The organism is Pseudomonas sp. LG1D9 (assembly GCF_002949995.1).
In the GTDB taxonomy this organism is placed as follows: Bacteria; Pseudomonadota; Gammaproteobacteria; order Pseudomonadales; family Pseudomonadaceae; genus Aquipseudomonas; species Aquipseudomonas proteolytica.
Map to the genome: position 1 here is coordinate 4,540,520 of NZ_CP026881.1, position 17,750 is coordinate 4,558,269.

16 protein-coding genes are annotated in these 17,750 nt (G+C 58.0%); 14 read left to right on the forward strand and 2 right to left on the reverse strand.

What is annotated here, in order from left to right; all coding sequences use genetic code 11:
• Positions 1-142 precede the first annotated feature (142 nt).
• Positions 143-1,432 (reverse strand): citrate synthase, encoded by a 1,290-nt coding sequence (gltA, locus tag C5F71_RS21225; RefSeq protein WP_003222994.1) that lies wholly within the window; start codon positions 1,430-1,432, stop codon positions 143-145.
• Positions 1,433-1,796: 364 nt separating this feature from the next.
• Between gltA and sdhC the strand changes: the two genes are divergently transcribed.
• From sdhC to C5F71_RS21285, 12 genes are all read left to right on the forward strand, one after another.
• The gene (gene sdhC, locus C5F71_RS21230; RefSeq protein WP_070995406.1) at positions 1,797-2,171 is read left to right on the forward strand and encodes a succinate dehydrogenase, cytochrome b556 subunit; all 375 of its coding nucleotides are present in this window, start codon (positions 1,797-1,799) and stop codon (positions 2,169-2,171) included.
• A complete protein-coding gene (sdhD, locus tag C5F71_RS21235; protein WP_029292670.1) occupies positions 2,165-2,533 on the forward strand; it encodes a succinate dehydrogenase, hydrophobic membrane anchor protein in 369 nt (122 codons plus the stop codon). The genes sdhC and sdhD overlap by 7 nt, the downstream gene beginning before the upstream one ends.
• A 3-nt stretch (positions 2,534-2,536) precedes the next feature.
• On the forward strand, positions 2,537-4,309 hold the full coding sequence (sdhA, locus tag C5F71_RS21240; protein ID WP_029292672.1) for a succinate dehydrogenase flavoprotein subunit: 1,773 nt from the start codon (positions 2,537-2,539) through the stop codon (positions 4,307-4,309).
• A gap of 11 nt (positions 4,310-4,320) precedes the next feature.
• Positions 4,321-5,025, forward strand: a complete 705-nt coding sequence (locus C5F71_RS21245; protein WP_029292674.1) for a succinate dehydrogenase iron-sulfur subunit — start codon at positions 4,321-4,323, stop codon at positions 5,023-5,025.
• A 260-nt stretch (positions 5,026-5,285) separates the two neighbouring features.
• Positions 5,286-8,117, forward strand: a complete 2,832-nt coding sequence (locus C5F71_RS21250; RefSeq protein ID WP_070995405.1) for a 2-oxoglutarate dehydrogenase E1 component — start codon at positions 5,286-5,288, stop codon at positions 8,115-8,117.
• A 44-nt stretch (positions 8,118-8,161) separates the two neighbouring features.
• A complete protein-coding gene (odhB, locus tag C5F71_RS21255; protein ID WP_092234648.1) occupies positions 8,162-9,385 on the forward strand; it encodes a 2-oxoglutarate dehydrogenase complex dihydrolipoyllysine-residue succinyltransferase in 1,224 nt (407 codons plus the stop codon).
• Positions 9,386-9,482: 97 nt separating this feature from the next.
• Positions 9,483-10,919, forward strand: coding sequence for a dihydrolipoyl dehydrogenase (gene lpdA / locus C5F71_RS21260; RefSeq protein ID WP_029292680.1), 1,437 nt, complete (start codon positions 9,483-9,485; stop codon positions 10,917-10,919).
• A 204-nt stretch (positions 10,920-11,123) separates the two neighbouring features.
• Positions 11,124-12,290: an ADP-forming succinate--CoA ligase subunit beta gene (gene sucC, locus C5F71_RS21265; RefSeq protein ID WP_003233235.1), complete on the forward strand. Its 1,167-nt coding sequence runs from the start codon at positions 11,124-11,126 to the stop codon at positions 12,288-12,290.
• The gene (gene sucD, locus C5F71_RS21270; RefSeq protein WP_029292685.1) at positions 12,290-13,171 is read left to right on the forward strand and encodes a succinate--CoA ligase subunit alpha; all 882 of its coding nucleotides are present in this window, start codon (positions 12,290-12,292) and stop codon (positions 13,169-13,171) included. The genes sucC and sucD overlap by 1 nt, the downstream gene beginning before the upstream one ends.
• 411 nt (positions 13,172-13,582) lie before the next feature.
• Positions 13,583-14,896 carry a branched-chain amino acid transport system II carrier protein gene (brnQ, locus tag C5F71_RS21275; RefSeq protein WP_029292687.1) on the forward strand — a complete coding sequence of 438 codons (1,314 nt, stop codon included), beginning with the start codon at positions 13,583-13,585 and terminating at the stop codon, positions 14,894-14,896.
• Between the two features lie 264 nt (positions 14,897-15,160).
• A complete protein-coding gene (locus C5F71_RS21280; RefSeq protein ID WP_029292689.1) occupies positions 15,161-15,901 on the forward strand; it encodes a DUF599 domain-containing protein in 741 nt (246 codons plus the stop codon).
• The gene (locus tag C5F71_RS21285; protein WP_104911875.1) at positions 15,898-16,299 is read left to right on the forward strand and encodes an MAPEG family protein; all 402 of its coding nucleotides are present in this window, start codon (positions 15,898-15,900) and stop codon (positions 16,297-16,299) included. The genes C5F71_RS21280 and C5F71_RS21285 overlap by 4 nt, the downstream gene beginning before the upstream one ends.
• 74 nt (positions 16,300-16,373) lie before the next feature.
• Here the strand turns inward: C5F71_RS21285 and C5F71_RS21290 are convergent, their stop codons facing one another.
• A complete protein-coding gene (locus tag C5F71_RS21290; protein WP_029292691.1) occupies positions 16,374-16,625 on the reverse strand; it encodes a hypothetical protein in 252 nt (83 codons plus the stop codon).
• Positions 16,626-16,783: 158 nt separating this feature from the next.
• Between C5F71_RS21290 and C5F71_RS21295 the strand changes: the two genes are divergently transcribed.
• Complete coding sequence (locus C5F71_RS21295; protein WP_070995402.1) at positions 16,784-17,260, forward strand: PaaI family thioesterase; 477 nt, start codon at positions 16,784-16,786, stop codon at positions 17,258-17,260.
• A complete protein-coding gene (locus tag C5F71_RS21300; protein ID WP_092234656.1) occupies positions 17,257-17,721 on the forward strand; it encodes a PaaI family thioesterase in 465 nt (154 codons plus the stop codon). Before C5F71_RS21295 ends, C5F71_RS21300 begins: the two co-directional genes overlap by 4 nt.
• Positions 17,722-17,750 lie beyond the last annotated feature (29 nt).

Sequence of the window (17,750 nt, forward strand, 5' to 3'; positions counted from 1 at the left end):
CGCCGAGGCGATGCGGTCAACTGTGGGAGCTGGCTTGCCTGCGATGACTGGGGAGCATGCAATGCACATCTTTAGTCCGGCACAAACAAAAACGGCCTCCGCTAAGGGAGGCCGTTCTCAATGCAGCTAAGCAGTTGAATGCTTACTTGCGGTCTTCCAGCTTGGTAATGTCACGCGACTCGTAGCCGGTGTACAGCTGGCGCGGGCGGCCAATCTTGTACGGGCTGGAGAGCATTTCTTTCCAGTGGGAGATCCAGCCCACGGTCCGCGCCAGGGCGAAGATCACGGTGAACATGCTGGTTGGAATGCCGATCGCCTTGAGGATGATCCCCGAGTAGAAGTCGACGTTCGGGTACAGCGAGCGTTCGATGAAGTACGGGTCGGTCAGGGCGATCTCTTCCAGGCGCATGGCCAGTTCGAGTTGCGGATCGTTGTTGATCCCCAGTTCCTTCAATACTTCGTCGCAGGTCTGCTTCATTACGGTGGCGCGCGGGTCGCGGTTCTTGTAGACCCGGTGACCGAAGCCCATCAACTTGAACGGATCGTTCTTGTCCTTGGCCTTGGCAATGAACTTGTCGATGTTGGACACATCGCCGATTTCATCGAGCATGGTCAACACGGCTTCGTTCGCACCGCCGTGGGCAGGGCCCCACAGTGCGGCGATACCCGCGGCGATACAGGCGAACGGATTGGCACCCGAGGAGCCCGCCAGGCGCACGGTGGAAGTCGAGGCGTTCTGTTCGTGGTCGGCATGGAGGATGAAGATCCGGTCCATTGCCTTGGCCAGCACCGGGCTGATCGGTTTGATCTCGCACGGGGTGTTGAACATCATGTGCAGGAAGTTTTCCGCGTACGTCAGGTCGTTGCGCGGGTACATCATGGGTTGGCCCATGGAGTACTTGTAAACCATTGCGGCCAGGGTCGGCATCTTGGCAACCAGGCGGATCGCGGAGATTTCGCGATGCTGCGGGTTATTGATGTCCAGGGAGTCGTGATAGAAGGCCGACAGGGCGCCGACTACGCCGCACATGACGGCCATCGGGTGGGCGTCGCGACGGAAGCCGTTGAAGAAGGTCTTCAACTGCTCGTGAACCATGGTGTGGTTCTTCACGGTGCTGACAAACTGGGCTTTTTGCTCGGCTGTTGGCAATTCGCCATTTAGCAGCAGGTAGCAGGTTTCCAGGTAGTCCGATTTCTCGGCCAGTTGTTCGATCGGGTAGCCACGATGTAGCAGAATGCCATTGTCGCCGTCGATATAGGTAATCTTCGACTCGCAAGAAGCGGTCGACATGAAGCCTGGGTCGAAAGTGAAACGGCCCGTGGCCGTCAGGCCCCGTACGTCGATAACATCGGGACCAACGGTGCCGGTTAAAATGGGCAGCTCGACGGGGGCTGCGCCCTCGATGATCAACTGCGCTTTTTTGTCAGCCATGTGGCCTCCTATTTATGCTTCAAATCATCAGACAGACCCCCCACGCAGGGCCCGCACCACTATATTGATATAAATCCAGATGTCAATTTGCCTAAAGTCTTGCCCCAGAAGGCTTTAACCGTACTTTTTCCTCGAAATTGCCTGCCGTTTACGCCTTTTATCCCGTCAGCGCAATCAGCTATTAGGGTGAGGAGCGCGCGTTGTCATTAGTAGCCTAACTGTCTATACTCGGCCACCGACCGCCAAGGGCTTTTGGGCTTGCTTTCATTGGGGGTCGCACTCCCTGGGTGGTGCTTACCTGACCAGTGCACTCCCCAACAACTTTGCCCTGATTGTTAGGGGCTCTTCAGTGTGAAAAAAAGCCGTGAATAGCCAACGACCTGTAAACCTAGACCTAAGGACCATCAAACTCCCCATCACCGGCGTTACGTCGTTCCTGCACCGTGTTTCCGGCATCATCCTGTTCCTGGGCTTGGGCATCATGCTTTATGCATTGAGCAAATCCCTGGGTTCCGAGGAAGGATACGCCGAGGTGAAGGCATGCTTGACCAGCCCGCTGGCCAAGTTCGTAGCATGGGGCCTCCTGTCCGCTCTGCTGTATCACCTGGTAGCCGGTGTGCGCCACTTGATCATGGATATGGGCATCGGTGAGACGCTGGAAGGCGGCCGCCTGGGCTCGAAAATCATCGTCGCCATTTCCGTGGTGCTGATCGTTCTGGCAGGAGTTTGGATATGGTAACCAGCGTTACGAACCTTTCGCGTTCGGGCCTCTATGACTGGATGGCGCAGCGTGTGTCTGCGGTCGTTCTCGCGGCTTATTTCATTTTCCTGATCGGGTACCTCGTTGCAAACCCTGGCATTGGCTACGCCCAATGGCACGGTCTGTTCTCCCATAACGGGATGCGTATCTTCAGTCTGCTCGCCCTTGTGGCCCTGGGCGCTCACGCCTGGGTCGGCATGTGGACCATCGCGACCGACTACCTGACGCCGATGGCGCTGGGCAAGTCCGCGACTGCAGTACGTTTCCTTTTCCAGGCAGTATGCGGCGTCGCGATGTTCGCTTACTTCGTCTGGGGTGTGCAGATTCTCTGGGGTATCTGATTCATGGCTAACATTCCAACGATTTCTTTTGACGCCATCATTATTGGTGGCGGCGGCGCCGGCATGCGTGCTGCACTGCAGCTGGCCCAGGGCGGTCACAAGACGGCCGTGATCACCAAGGTGTTCCCGACCCGTTCCCATACCGTATCGGCCCAGGGTGGCATCACCTGCGCCATCGCGTCTGCCGATCCGAACGATGACTGGCGCTGGCACATGTACGATACCGTCAAGGGTTCCGACTATATCGGTGACCAGGACGCTATCGAGTACATGTGTCAGGAAGGCCCGGCCGCGGTGTTCGAGCTGGACCACATGGGTCTGCCGTTCTCCCGTACAGAGCAAGGTCGTATCTACCAGCGTCCATTCGGTGGCCAGTCCAAGGATTACGGTAAAGGCGGCCAGGCTGCCCGTACCTGCGCAGCTTCTGACCGTACCGGTCACGCGCTGTTGCACACCCTTTATCAGGGCAACCTGAAAGCCGGCACCACGTTCCTGAACGAGTACTACGCAGTTGACCTGGTGAAAAACCAGGACGGCGCATTCGTCGGCGTGATCGCTATCTGCATCGAAACCGGTGAAACCACCTACATCCGCGCCAAGGCTACCGTTCTGGCGACTGGCGGTGCAGGTCGTATCTACGCATCGACCACCAATGCCCTGATCAACACCGGCGACGGCGTTGGCATGGCCCTGCGTGCAGGCGTTCCGGTACAAGACATCGAAATGTGGCAGTTCCACCCAACCGGCATCGCCGGCGCCGGTGTACTGGTTACAGAAGGGTGCCGTGGTGAAGGCGGTTACCTGATCAACAAGCACGGCGAGCGTTTCATGGAGCGTTATGCTCCGAACGCCAAGGACCTTGCCGGTCGTGACGTGGTTGCCCGTTCGATGGTTAAAGAAATCATCGCCGGCAACGGTTGCGGTCCGAACGGCGACCACGTGATGTTGAAGCTCGATCACCTGGGCGAAGAAGTGCTGCACAGCCGCCTGCCAGGTATCTGCGAACTGTCCAAGACTTTTGCGCACGTTGACCCGGTTGTTGCTCCGGTTCCGGTTGTTCCAACTTGCCACTACATGATGGGCGGCGTGCCGACCAACATTCATGGCCAGGCGATCACCCAGAACGCCGAAGGCGTGGACGAGATCATTCATGGTCTGTTCGCTGTGGGCGAAGTGGCTTGCGTATCGGTACACGGTGCCAACCGTCTGGGCGGCAACTCGCTGCTCGACCTGGTGGTATTCGGCCGCGCTGCCGGCCTGCACCTGGAAAAGGCCCTGACCGACGGCATCGAATACGATGACGCCACCGACGCCAACATCGAAGCTGCCCTGGCGCGTCTGAACGCTCTGAACGAGCGCACTGATGGCGAAGACGTGGCAACCCTGCGTCGCGAGCTGCAAAGCTGCATGCAGAACTACTTCGGTGTATTCCGTACTGGCGAATACATGCAGAAGGGTATTACCCAGCTGGCTGACCTGCGCAAGCGGATTGCCAACGTCAAGATCAACGATAAGAGCCAGGCGTTCAACACCGCTCGTATCGAAGCCCTTGAGCTGCAAAACCTGCTGGAAGTGGCTGAAGCGACTGCGATCGCCGCCGAGGTTCGTAAAGAATCCCGTGGTGCCCACGCTCGTGAAGACTTTGAAGATCGCGATGACGAAAACTGGTTGTGCCACACCCTGTACTTCCCGGGTGACAAGCGCGTAACCAAGCGTGCCGTGAACTTCTCGCCGAAGACGGTTCCGACGTTTGAACCGAAGATTCGGACTTACTAAGGGTGGCTGCCATGTTGAAAGTCAGTGTTTATCGCTACAACCCTGATCAGGACGCTGCGCCGTTCATGCAGGAATTTGAGGTCGATACCGGTGGTAAAGACCTGATGGTGCTGGATGTGCTGGCCCTGATCAAAGAGCAGGACGAAGGTTTCTCCTATCGTCGCTCTTGCCGTGAAGGCGTCTGCGGTTCCGACGGCATGAACATCAACGGCAAAAACGGCCTGGCGTGTGTTACGCCGCTGTCTGCCGTGGTCAAGAAAGGCAAGCTCGTTGTCCGTCCATTGCCAGGTTTGCCGGTTATCCGTGACCTGGTCGTCGATATGAGCATCTTCTACAAGCAATACGAGAAGGTTAAGCCATTCCTGCAGAACGACACGCCGGCTCCGGCCATCGAGCGTCTGCAGTCCCCGGAAGAGCGCGAGAAGCTCGACGGTCTGTACGAGTGCATCCTGTGCGCTTGCTGCTCGACCTCTTGCCCGTCCTTCTGGTGGAACCCGGACAAGTTCCTGGGTCCAGCTGCACTGCTGCAAGCCTATCGCTTCCTGGCAGACAGCCGTGACACCAAGACGTCCGAGCGTCTGGCTTCACTGGATGACCCGTTCAGCGTATTCCGCTGCCGCGGGATCATGAACTGCGTCAACGTATGTCCCAAAGGCCTGAACCCGACTAAGGCCATTGGTCACATCCGTAATATGCTGCTGCAAAGCGGCGTGTAAGACGTTGTAGCAAAAGCAGGACCGTTGTGCCCGTAAATGCTACGGCGCAGGCTTCAACCGGCGCCGTAGTTTTAACTTGAGCAGCGACTTACAAAGCCGCAGCTCTTATTTTGAAGAAATGAGACAAGCAGGGGCATTCGGGTTGGTACCCGAACTATCAGCGTGATCCTAAGTGGCTTGTTTTGGTCGCTGCACTTGGCCTTTTGCAAGCAAACTCGGTGTTTTCGCCGGTGGTGTCCCCAAATCGAGGGTGACCAAGCATGCAAGAAAGCGTGATGCAGCGCATGTGGAACAGCGGCTATCTTTCAGGTGGTAACGCTGCCTATGTGGAAGAGCTTTATGAGCTCTACCTGCACGACCCTAACGCTGTGCCAGAAGAATGGCGCACCAAATTTCAGACGTTGTCTTCAGACGGCAACGCTGCCACCGATGTATCGCATGCAACAATTCGCGATCAATTTGTGCTGCTGGCAAAGAACCAGCGCCGCGCCCAACCGGTTTCCGCCGGGAGCGTGAGCAGTGAGCACGAGAAGAAGCAAGTTGAAGTACTGCGACTGATCCAGGCCTACCGTATGCGTGGCCACCAGGCAGCCCAGCTTGACCCGCTGGGGCTGTGGCAGCGTCCTGCACCTGCAGACCTGTCGATCAATCACTACGGCTTGACCAATGCCGATCTTGATACGATTTTCCGTGCCGGCGACCTGTTCATCGGCAAAGAGGAAGCGAGCCTACGCGAAATTCACGAAGCGTTGCAGCAGACATATTGCCGCACCATCGGCGCTGAATTTACGCATATCACCGATTCCGAGCAGCGTCACTGGTTCCAGCATCGCCTGGAAGGCGTGCGTGGCCGTCCGGTGCTGTCCGCCGATGTGCGTGGCCACCTGCTTGAGCGCGTAACCGCTGCCGAAGGCCTGGAAAAATACCTGGGCACCAAATACCCGGGCACCAAGCGTTTCGGCCTGGAAGGCGGCGAAAGCCTGATTCCGATGCTCGACGAACTGATCCAGCGTTCCGGTTCCTACGGTACCAAGGAAATCGTGATCGGCATGGCTCACCGTGGTCGCCTGAACGTGTTGGTCAACACCTTCGGCAAGAACCCACGGGAGCTGTTCGACGAGTTCGAAGGCAAGAAGAAGGTCGAGCTGGGTTCCGGTGACGTCAAGTACCACCAGGGCTTCTCGTCCAACGTGATGACCACCGGCGGTGAAGTTCACCTGGCCATGGCGTTCAACCCATCCCACCTGGAAATCGTTTCTCCAGTGGTCGAGGGTTCGGTACGTGCTCGCCAGGATCGTCGCAACGATTCCACCGGTGAGAAGGTCCTGCCGATTTCCATCCACGGTGACGCGGCATTCGCCGGTCAAGGCGTGGTCCTGGAAACGTTCCAGATGTCGCAGACCCGCGGCTTCAAGACCGGCGGTACGGTTCACATCGTTATCAACAACCAGGTTGGCTTCACTATCAGCAACCCGCTGGACGCGCGCTCTACCGAGTACGCGACCGACGTTGCCAAGATGATCCAGGCGCCGATCCTCCATGTGAATGGCGATGATCCGGAAGCCGTATTGTTCGTGACCCAACTGGCCATTGACTACCGCATGCAGTTCAAGCGTGACGTGGTCATCGACCTGGTTTGCTACCGCCGTCGCGGTCACAACGAAGCGGATGAGCCTAGCGGCACCCAACCGTTGATGTACCAGCAGATCACCAAGCAGCGCACCACCCGTGAGCTGTACGCCGAAAGCCTGACCAAGGCCGGCGTGCTGGATGAAGCGCGTGTTCAGGCGAAAATCGATGAATACCGCAACGCGCTGGACAACGGTCTGCATGTAGTAAAAAGCCTGGTCAAAGAGCCGAACAAAGAGCTGTTCGTGGACTGGCGCCCGTACCTGGGCCACGCCTGGACTGCGCGTCACGACACCTCGTTCGATCTGAAGACCCTGCAGGAACTGTCCGCCAAGCTGCTGGAAATCCCGGAAGGCTTCGTAGTACAGCGCCAGGTTGCGAAGATCTACGAAGACCGTCAGAAGATGCAAGCCGGCGGCCTGCCGATCAACTGGGGTTATGCCGAAACCATGGCGTACGCGACCCTGGCGTTCGAAGGTCACCCGATCCGCATGACCGGCCAGGACATCGGCCGTGGTACGTTCTCGCACCGTCACGCGGTATTGCACAACCAGAAAGACGCGGGCACCTACATCCCGTTGCAGCACCTGTATGAAGGCCAGCCACGTTTCGACCTGTACGATTCGTTCCTGTCCGAAGAAGCCGTGCTGGCGTTCGAATACGGTTACTCGACCACCACGCCAAACGCGCTGGTGATCTGGGAAGCCCAGTTCGGCGACTTCGCCAACGGTGCCCAGGTGGTTATCGACCAGTTCATCACCAGCGGCGAGCACAAGTGGGGCCGTCTGTGCGGTCTGACCATGTTGCTGCCACACGGTTATGAAGGTCAGGGTCCGGAGCACTCCTCGGCCCGTCTGGAGCGTTACCTGCAATTGTGCGCCGAGCACAATATCCAGGTGTGCGTGCCGACTACCCCGGCCCAGATCTACCACTTGCTGCGTCGTCAGGTGATCCGCCCGCTGCGCAAGCCGTTGGTAGTGCTGACTCCGAAATCGCTGTTGCGTCACAAATTGGCCATCTCGACCCTGGAAGATCTGGCCGATGGTTCGTTCCAGACCGTTATTCCGGAAATCGACACCCTGGACGCGGCCAAGGTCACTCGCCTGATCCTGTGCAGCGGCAAGGTTTACTACGACTTGCTGGAAAAACGTCGTGCCGAAGGCCGCGAAGACATCGCCATCGTGCGTATCGAGCAGCTTTACCCGTTCCCGGAAGACGACCTGATGGAGGCCATCGCGCCTTACACCAACCTCACCAATGTGGTGTGGTGTCAGGAAGAACCGATGAACCAGGGCGCGTGGTACAGCAGCCAGCATCACCTGCGTCGCAGCATCGGCAACCACAACAAGGCCCTGGGCCTGGAGTACGCCGGTCGTGATGCTTCTGCTGCACCTGCTTGTGGTTATGCATCGATGCACGCCGAGCAGCAGGAAAAACTGCTGCAAGATGCTTTCACTGTTTAACGCCTTCGCGCTGACTGAAACCGAATTTTAAGGACCCACAGATAATGGCTATCGAAATCAAAGCCCCGTCATTCCCGGAATCGGTTGCCGATGGCACCGTTGCCACCTGGCACAAGAAACCAGGCGAGGCCGTCAAGCGTGACGACCTGATCGTCGACATCGAGACTGACAAGGTCGTCCTGGAAGTGTTGGCCGAAGCCGACGGCGTACTGGGTGCCATCGTTGCCGAAGAGGGCGCAACCGTCCTGTCCAACCAGGTCCTGGGCTCGATCGAAGCGGGCAGCGCTGCTGCCGCTGCTCCAGCCGCCGCTGCTGCTCCGGCTGCCGCACCTGCTGCTGCCGCTCCGGCCGCTGGTGGTGAAGATCCAATCGCTGCACCGGCTGCGCGTCAGCTGGCTGAAGAAAACGGCATCAACCTGGCTTCCATCAAAGGCACCGGCAAAGACGGCCGTGTGACCAAGGAAGACGTGGTTGCCGCGGTTGAAGCCAAGAAAAACGCTCCAGCTGCCGCACCTGCCAAGGCTGCTGCCCCGGCTGCCGCTGCTCCTGTGTTCGCCGCTGGCGACCGCACCGAGAAGCGCGTACCGATGACCCGCGTTCGTGCCACCGTGGCCAAGCGCCTGGTTGAAGCACAGTCGAACATGGCGATGCTGACCACTTTCAACGAAGTCGACATGACTGAAGTCATGGCCCTGCGTTCGAAGTACAAGGACCTGTTCGAGAAGTCCCACAATGGCGTGCGCCTGGGCTTCATGTCGTTCTTCGTGAAAGCGGCCACCGAAGCACTCAAGCGCTTCCCGGCAGTCAACGCTTCCATCGACGGCAGCGACATCGTTTACCACGGCTATGCGGACGTCGGCGTTGCCGTCTCCAGCGACCGTGGCCTGGTGGTACCGGTCCTGCGTAACGCCGAGCTGATGAGCCTGGCTGAAATCGAAGGCGGCATCGCTGGCTTCGGCAAGAAAGCCCGTGACGGCAAGCTGACCATCGACGAGATGACCGGTGGTACCTTCACGATCACCAACGGTGGTACTTTCGGTTCGATGATGTCGACCCCGATCGTCAACCCGCCGCAAGCCGCGATCCTGGGCATGCACAACATCATCCAGCGTCCGATGGCCATCAATGGCCAAGTCGTGATTCGTCCGATGATGTACCTGGCACTGTCCTACGATCACCGCCTGATCGATGGTAAAGAAGCCGTGACTTTCCTGGTGACCATCAAGAACCTGCTGGAAGATCCAGCTCGTCTGCTGCTGGATATCTGATAAAGCGGCCGTGAGCCGCAAGTTTCAAGCTGCAAGCAATTGCAGCCTAGCTTGTGGCTCGGGCTTGAAGCTTTTTTGCTAAAGAGGATTTTTTTTCATGTCGCAGAAATTTGACGTTGTAGTGATTGGTGCGGGCCCTGGCGGCTACGTTGCCGCCATCAAGGCCGCTCAACTGGGCCTCTCGACTGCTTGCATCGAAAAATACACTGACAAGGAAGGCAAACTGGCGTTGGGCGGTACTTGCCTGAACGTGGGTTGCATTCCTTCCAAGGCGCTGCTGGACAGCTCCTGGAAATTCCACGAAGCCCAGGACGGTTTTGCCATCCACGGCATCAACCACGCTGGCGTGACCATGGACGTGCCAGCAATGGTCGGCCGCAAGGCCAACATCGTCAAAGGCCTGACCTCTGGCGTTGCTACCCTGTTCAAGGCCAATGGCGTCACTTCCCTGCAAGGTCACGGCAAACTGCTGGCCGGCAAGAAAGTTGAAATCACCAAGCCAGACGGTTCGACCGAAATCATCGAAGCCGAAAACGTGATCCTGGCTCCAGGTTCGCGTCCGATCGACATTCCACCGGCTCCAGTTGACCAGAACGTGATCGTTGATTCGACCGGCGCCCTGGAATTCCAATCGGTACCAAAACGCCTGGGTGTGATCGGCGCTGGCGTTATCGGCCTGGAACTGGGTTCGGTCTGGTCCCGCCTGGGTTCCGAAGTGACTGTGCTGGAAGCCCTGGACACGTTCCTGCTGGCTGCCGACACCGCAGTGTCCAAAGAAGCGCTGAAAACCCTGACCAAACAAGGTCTGGACATCAAGCTGGGCGCTCGCGTGACCGGTTCGAAAGTCAACGGCGAAGAAGTTGTCGTGACCTACACCGACAAGGATGGCGAACAGACCATCACTTTCGACAAGCTGATCGTTGCCGTTGGTCGCCGTCCAGTGACCACTGATCTGCTGGCTTCCGACAGCGGCGTGACCATCGACGAGCGTGGCTTTGTGCATGTCGACGATCACTGCGCTACCACCGTTCCTGGCGTCTATGCCATTGGTGACGTGGTTCGCGGCATGATGCTGGCACACAAGGCATCCGAAGAAGGCATCATGGTGGTTGAGCGCATCAAGGGTCACAAGACCCAGATGAACTACGACCTGATCCCTTCGGTTATCTACACCCACCCGGAAATTGCATGGGTTGGTAAGAACGAACAGCAGTTGAAAGCTGAAGGCGTTGAAGTTAACGTCGGCACCTTCCCGTTTGCCGCTTCTGGCCGTGCCATGGCAGCAAACGACACTGGCGGTTTTGTCAAAGTCATCGCTGATGCCAAGACTGACCGCGTATTGGGCGTCCACGTGATTGGCCCAAGCGCTGCAGAACTGGTTCAGCAGGGCGCTATCGGTATGGAATTCGGCACCAGTGCCGAAGACCTGGGCATGATGGTCTTCTCCCATCCGACCCTGTCCGAAGCGTTGCACGAAGCAGCGTTGGCTGTGAATGGCGGCGCCATCCACATCGCCAACCGCAAGAAGCGCTAAGCGAGATAATAAGAAACCACGGCGGAGTTGCCCGTCGTGAGCCTTGCGCGCAAGACTCACCGCGGAATATCCGCTGGACGCAGTCTTGTGCAGCTTGACCGGGCTTAAGTTCGGCAAGTTGTGCGAGCAGCAGTCACAGGTGGCGCGGCACTCATAATGAGCGCAGCGCCGAATGCGCAGTACCTAACGAAGACGGTAAAAAGCATGAATCTTCACGAGTATCAGGGTAAGCAGCTGTTCGCTGAATACGGCCTGCCAGTTTCCAAGGGCTACGCAGTAGACACCCCGGAAGCAGCAGCAGAAGCTTGCGACAAAATCGGCGGCACCGAGTGGGTTGTCAAAGCCCAGGTCCACGCTGGTGGTCGCGGTAAAGCGGGCGGCGTTAAGCTGGTTCGCAGCAAAGAAGACGCCAAGGCCTTCGCACAGCAGTGGCTGGGCAAGCGTCTGGTGACTTACCAGACTGACGCCAATGGCCAGCCAGTCACCAAGATCCTGGTTGAATCGTGCACTGATATCGCTAAAGAGCTGTACCTGGGCGCTGTCGTTGACCGTTCTAGCCGTCGCATCGTGTTCATGGCTTCCACCGAAGGTGGCGTGGACATCGAGAAGATCGCTCACGAAACCCCAGAAAAAATTCTCAAGGCCACTATCGATCCACTGGTTGGCGCTCAGCCATTCCAGGGTCGCGAGCTGGCTTTCCAACTGGGTCTGGAAGGCAAGCAAGTTGCCCAGTTCGCCAAGATCTTCGTGGGTCTGGCCAAACTGTTCCAGGATCACGATCTGGCCCTGCTGGAAGTGAACCCGCTGGTGATCAAGGCTGACGGCGATCTGCATTGCCTCGACGCCAAGATCAACATCGACGCCAACGCCATGTACCGTCAGCCTAAGCTGAAGACTTTCCACGATCCGTCGCAAGACGATCCGCGCGAAGCGCACGCTGCCAAGTTCGAACTGAACTACGTAGCCCTGGAAGGTAACATCGGTTGCATGGTCAACGGTGCTGGCCTGGCCATGGGTACCATGGACATCGTCAACCTGCATGGCGGCAAACCAGCCAACTTCCTCGACGTGGGCGGTGGTGCTACCAAAGAACGCGTTACCGAAGCGTTCAAGATCATCCTGTCCGACTCCAACGTCGCTGCAGTACTGGTCAACATCTTCGGCGGCATCGTTCGTTGCGACATGATTGCCGAAGGCATCATCGGTGCAGTGAAAGAAGTCGGCGTGAAAATCCCGGTTGTTGTACGCCTTGAAGGTAACAACGCTGAACTGGGCGCTAAAGTACTGGCAGAAAGCGGTTTGAACATCATCGCTGCTACCAGCCTGACCGACGCTGCTCAACAAGTTGTCAAAGCTGCGGAGGGCAAATAATGAGCGTCCTGATCAATAAAGACACCAAAGTTATCTGCCAGGGTATTACCGGTTCGCAAGGTAGCTTCCACACCCAGCAAGCCATCGAATACGGCACCAAGATGGTTGGCGGCGTAACTCCAGGCAAAGGCGGCACCGAGCACCTGGGCCTGCCAGTGTTCAACACCGTGAAAGACGCTGTTGCTCAAACTGGCGCTACCGCCAGCGTGATCTACGTTCCAGCTCCTTTCTGCAAGGACTCCATCCTGGAAGCGGCATTCGGCGGCATCAAGCTGATTGTGTGCATCACCGAAGGCATTCCTACCCTGGACATGCTGGACGCTAAAGTTAAGTGCGACGAGCTGGGTGTTACCCTGATCGGCCCTAACTGCCCAGGCGTGATCACCCCAGGCGAATGCAAGATCGGCATCATGCCTGGTCACATTCACTTGCCAGGCAAAGTCGGTATCGTTTCCCGTTCCGGCACCCTGACCTACGAAGCTGTGAAGCAGACCACTGACGCCGGTTTCGGTCAGTCGACTTGCGTCGGCATCGGCGGTGACCCGATCCCAGGCTCGAACTTCATCGACATCCTGAAACTGTTCCAGGAAGACCCGAAGACCGAAGCGATCGTCATGATCGGTGAGATCGGCGGTTCGGCTGAAGAAGAAGCGGCTGCCTACATCAAGGCACACGTGACCAAGCCGGTTGTTTCCTACATCGCTGGTGTGACTGCCCCTGCGGGCAAGCGCATGGGCCATGCTGGCGCAATCATCTCTGGCGGCAAGGGCACTGCAGACGAAAAGTTTGCTGCCCTGGAAGACGCAGGCGTGAAAACCGTGCGTTCGCTGGCAGACATCGGCAAGGCTTTGTCCGAGCTGACAGGTTGGGCGATCAAGTAAGCCTCGCGCTTAGCTGACGCTTCACCACACAAAGGCCACCTTCGGGTGGCCTTTGTGCATTCTGGGGATGACGCGGTCCATTGTGGGAGCTGGCTTGCCTGCGATTGCATCACCTCGGCTTGCCTGTATTACCGCGCCGTCTGCATCGCAGGCAAGCCAGCTCCCACAGTGGACTGCATTGTTAAGTTAAGTATGAAAACGCGACATCAAAGTGTCGCTTATCGGACAGTGCGCCCCGCAACAGTGCGTTTGTCAGGCAAATTCTGTACGCTAGCCGCCTCTTTATGTGCCAGCATCCCAAAAGGAAGCCGCGTGCTAGACCGGCCGGTCCCCATAAGGGCCGGTAGCATTTCCCTCATCCATAGGGAATCCCTCTCTAAATTCCGATTCAGTAGTGTGGTATTTCCTCAAATGAAAGTGTTGAAAAGCCAGGACATCCTGGCGTTGGGCTTTATGACTTTTGCCCTGTTCGTGGGCGCCGGCAACATCATCTTCCCGCCTATCGTCGGTTTGCAGTCCGGGCCTCATGTCTGGATGGCAGCACTGGGCTTCCTGATCACTGCGGTCGGCCTGCCGGTCGTCACGGTCATCGCCCTGGCCAAGGTCGGCGGTGGCATGGACGCATTGAGCAGCCCCATCGGCAAGGTCGCCGGTGGCATCCTGGCTGCAGCGTGCTACCTGGCTGTCGGCCCGCTGTTCGCCACGCCACGTACTGCAACGGTCTCGTTCGAAGTAGGCCTGGCGCCATTGACCGGTGAAAGCCCGCTGGCCCTGTTCCTCTACAGCTCGGTGTACTTCCTGCTGGTGTTCTTCATCTCCCTGTACCCAGGGCGCCTGCTGGATACCGTCGGCCGTTTCCTCGCGCCATTGAAGATCATTGCGCTGGCGGTACTGGGTATCGCGGCCTTTGCCCTGCCGGCAGGTGATATCGGCGTTGCTACGCCTGAGTACGTCGCCGCACCGTTTTCCCAAGGCTTCATCAATGGCTACCTGACCATGGATACCCTGGGCGCGCTGGTGTTTGGCATCGTCATCGTCAATGCCATTCGCTCCCGTGGCGTCGAGTCTCCACAGTTGATCACCCGCTACGCAATCATTGCCGGGCTGATTGCCGGTGTGGGCCTGGCGCTGGTGTACATCAGCCTGTTCCGTCTCGGTTCGGGCAGCCATGAAGTGGCCGCCGGCGCAGCCAACGGCGCGGCGGTATTGCACGCTTATGTGCAACACACCTTCGGCTCCCTGGGCAGCGGTTTCCTCGCCGTGCTGATCTCCCTGGCGTGCCTGGTCACGGCGGTGGGCCTGACCTGTGCCTGCGCCGAGTACTTCAGCCGGGTGCTGCCACTGTCCTACAAGACCCTGGTAGTGATCCTGGCGGCGTTCTCGCTGTTGGTCTCCAACCTGGGCCTGACCAAGCTGATCGCGTTCTCGATCCCGGTCCTGACCGCCATCTACCCGCCGTGCATCGTCCTGGTGGCCTTGAGCTTCTGCAAGGACTTCTGGCATGAGCATGGCCGCATCCTTGGCCCGGTGATGCTGGTGTCGTTCATCTTCGGTACCATCGACGCGCTCAAGGGCGCCGGCCTGGCCGGTTGGATGCCTGCGCAAATGGCTAACCTGCCATTGAGCGAACAAGGCCTGGCATGGCTGGTGCCTTGTGTGATTACCCTGGTGGCGGCATTCGGGGTTGACCGTATGCTGGGCAAACGCAGCGAAGCCATCGCCTAAAGCGCCCCGTTACACGCTGACATCGAAATGCCCCGTATCAATCGATCCGGGGCATTTTTTATGGGCGATGGGCAGTGTCTTTTTTTGTGGGCTAACGTCGAACGGGTACGCAATTCTAAAGCTCAAGCGCGGTTGGTGTAGGAGCCGGCTTGCCAGCGATAGCGGTATATCGGTCGGCCTGATACTGACTGAAAGGACGCCATCGCCGGCAAGCCAGCGCCCACATTGACCGAGTTAGCCAGCCCTATTGTTCAGAGGACCCGCATGTCGTTCGTCGAAGCCAACCTGATTCACTTGCTTGCCGCGCTATGGTTCGTCATCTGCTGGGGCGGCTATACCCGCTACGCCAGTTGGAAAGCCCGGGACACTGCTTGTCTTGCCAGTGTGTTGCACCTGTATCGCGAGGACTGGATGCGCCGCATGCTCCTGCGGGACAACCGCATCGCCGACGCCAGTGTGATCGGTAACCTGGAGCGCAACGCCTCGTTCTTCGCCTCCAGTACCCTGATCATCCTCGCCGGTATCCTCACCGTGCTGGGGGCTTCGGAGCGCGCGGTATCGCTGCTGGCGGACATTCCCATGGTGCAACAGGCATCCCAGGGCATGTCGGAGATCAAGCTGCTGTGCCTGGCCCTGGTGTTTGTCTATGCCTTCTTTACTTTCAGTTGGTGCATGCGCCAGTACAACTTCGCGGCGATCCTGATTGGCTCGGCGCCGATGGTCGGTGAGCGTCACGTCTCCGAGCAGGAGCGCAAGGCGTTTGCCTCGCGGGCGGCGCGGGTGATCTCGATGGCTGCCAACCAGTTCAACTTCGGTCTGCGTTCCTATTACTTCGGCATGACCATGCTTGCCTGGTTTGTCAGCCCCTGGCTGTTCATGCTGATGAGCAGCGGGGTGGTGCTGGTACTGTACCGGCGCGAATTTCATTCTGACGTTCTGGAGGTGATGGTCTATACCCCTACAGAGGCACCGATGCCTGAAGCGCCCAAGGAGGCAATATCGTGAATATTCCGTTCTGGTGTGTATTTATCAGCGCACTGCTGATTTTCGTGGCGCGCATGCCGGTGGGCAAGGCCATGAAAGAGCAGGGGGGGTATGACAACCACCTTCCACGCCACCAACAGGCACAGTTGACCGGCTTCGGCGCGCGGGCAGTGGCTGCGCATCAAAACAGTTTTGAAGCTTTTATCTTGTTTGCGGTGGGAGTCTTGATGGCTCATACCACCCAGACCCAGGGCTACCTGATTGACTGGCTGGCGATCATCTTTGTGATTGCGCGGGTAATCTATCTGGCCTGCTATTGGGCCGACTTGGCCTGGCAACGCAGCCTGGTGTGGTTGGTGGGGTTGCTTTGCTCACTATTGTTGATGGTTAGTCCTACATTTCGCACTTTGCTGATCTGATAAAAGTCCCGCACAAAGTAAAGCCCGCTATTTAAGCGGGCTTTCTTTTGCAACATGGTATTTAAACCGCGGTATCAGGAACCGGTTGCAGGTGTAGCTGGAGCAGCTTCTTTAGCGGCGGCTGCGTCAGATTCAGCTTGGGCTTTGGCGGCTTCGGCGTTTTCTTTTGCAGCGTCGTTCACTTTATCCTGAGCTTCGCTCATTTTTTCTTGAGCTTGTTCAGCATGCTGGTTGGCATCCTGAGCTTTGTCCTCGGATTTTTTATCGCAGGCAGCGAGGCCAAGGGCGGCAGCCAACATCAAGGAAACAGCGAAAGTCTTGCGCATGGGGTGTTTCTCCTTATTGAAGATATCTACTGGCCTTTCGAGCATGGGGTGCCTGCATTAGTTCCTTTAATCCCACAGATATATAAGACGTTTCGCCAAGGAACTTTCTTCCGGGGTATTTCTTTCGCCGGATCACTACTAATAAGAGTCTTTATCCAATGACCGATAGCCCCCTTTTAGAGCGTGCCGCACGGTTTGTCTCGGCCCTGCGTCACTGTCAGGTGCTGGGCATCGAGGTGCATGATGCAAACGCCGAGGGCATGACCCTGCGCTTGCCCTACAGCCCGCAGATCGTCGGCGATCCACAAACCGGGATCATCCATGGCGGCGCCTTGACCTCGCTGATGGACACGGCTTGTGGCATGGCAACCCTGTGCGTGTTGCCGGAGTTCGAGGTCTGCCCGACCCTGGATCTGCGCATTGACTACATGCACCCGGCCGAACCTCACAAGACGGTGTTCGGCTTTGCCCAATGTTATCGAGTGACCAGCGATGTGATTTTCACCCGTGGTTTTGCCTACCAGGACGACCCCCAGCAGCCGATTGCCCATGTGGTGGGTACGTTCATGCGTATGGGCAAACGGTTGAAGGGTACCAAGGGATTGGGCAGCAGCATCAAGGGAGAACAGGCATGACCCATCAATTCAAGACCCGGATGCAGCAGGCCCACCAACGCGGCGACTATAAGGCGTTGCTCGAGCTGATTCCCTACGCCCGACTGATCGGCGTCGAGTGCACGCGCCTGGGGGATGAGTTGTTGTTCCGCATGCCGGCCAACAAGGACAATATTGGTAACCCGATATTGCCAGCTATCCATGGTGGCGTGATCGCAGGCTTTATGGAGTTGTCGGCGGCCTTTCATCTATGGGTGGCCACGCAGGCCCCGGGGGTTGAAAAAGGCCTGCCCAAGATCGTCGATTTTTCCCTGGATTACCTACGGGCCGGGCAGTTTCGCGACACTTACGCCACCTGCCAGGTATGGCGTCAGGGACGGCGTGTGGCCAATGTGGCAATCACCGCCTGGCAAAGCACCCCGGCCGAGCCTATCGCCACCGCTCGTGCGCATTTCAAGATTCAGGAGCAGGGCCACCCTTGAAATCCTGGTCTTAGCCCCCAACTTTGATG

What these genes read in the sequence shown, in the direction of transcription:
- gltA (WP_003222994.1), bottom strand. Translation starts at nt 1,432, where the DNA reads ATGGCTGACAAAAAAGCGCAGTTGATCATCGAGGGCGCAGCCCCCGTC.
- sdhD (WP_029292670.1), top strand. Translation starts at nt 2,165, where the DNA reads ATGGTAACCAGCGTTACGAACCTTTCGCGTTCGGGCCTCTATGACTGG.
- sdhA (WP_029292672.1), top strand. Translation starts at nt 2,537, where the DNA reads ATGGCTAACATTCCAACGATTTCTTTTGACGCCATCATTATTGGTGGC.
- C5F71_RS21245 (WP_029292674.1), top strand. Translation starts at nt 4,321, where the DNA reads ATGTTGAAAGTCAGTGTTTATCGCTACAACCCTGATCAGGACGCTGCG.
- C5F71_RS21250 (WP_070995405.1), top strand. Translation starts at nt 5,286, where the DNA reads ATGCAAGAAAGCGTGATGCAGCGCATGTGGAACAGCGGCTATCTTTCA.
- odhB (WP_092234648.1), top strand. Translation starts at nt 8,162, where the DNA reads ATGGCTATCGAAATCAAAGCCCCGTCATTCCCGGAATCGGTTGCCGAT.
- lpdA (WP_029292680.1), top strand. Translation starts at nt 9,483, where the DNA reads ATGTCGCAGAAATTTGACGTTGTAGTGATTGGTGCGGGCCCTGGCGGC.
- sucC (WP_003233235.1), top strand. Translation starts at nt 11,124, where the DNA reads ATGAATCTTCACGAGTATCAGGGTAAGCAGCTGTTCGCTGAATACGGC.
- sucD (WP_029292685.1), top strand. Translation starts at nt 12,290, where the DNA reads ATGAGCGTCCTGATCAATAAAGACACCAAAGTTATCTGCCAGGGTATT.
- brnQ (WP_029292687.1), top strand. Translation starts at nt 13,583, where the DNA reads ATGAAAGTGTTGAAAAGCCAGGACATCCTGGCGTTGGGCTTTATGACT.
- C5F71_RS21280 (WP_029292689.1), top strand. Translation starts at nt 15,161, where the DNA reads ATGTCGTTCGTCGAAGCCAACCTGATTCACTTGCTTGCCGCGCTATGG.
- C5F71_RS21290 (WP_029292691.1), bottom strand. Translation starts at nt 16,625, where the DNA reads ATGCGCAAGACTTTCGCTGTTTCCTTGATGTTGGCTGCCGCCCTTGGC.
- C5F71_RS21295 (WP_070995402.1), top strand. Translation starts at nt 16,784, where the DNA reads ATGACCGATAGCCCCCTTTTAGAGCGTGCCGCACGGTTTGTCTCGGCC.
- C5F71_RS21300 (WP_092234656.1), top strand. Translation starts at nt 17,257, where the DNA reads ATGACCCATCAATTCAAGACCCGGATGCAGCAGGCCCACCAACGCGGC.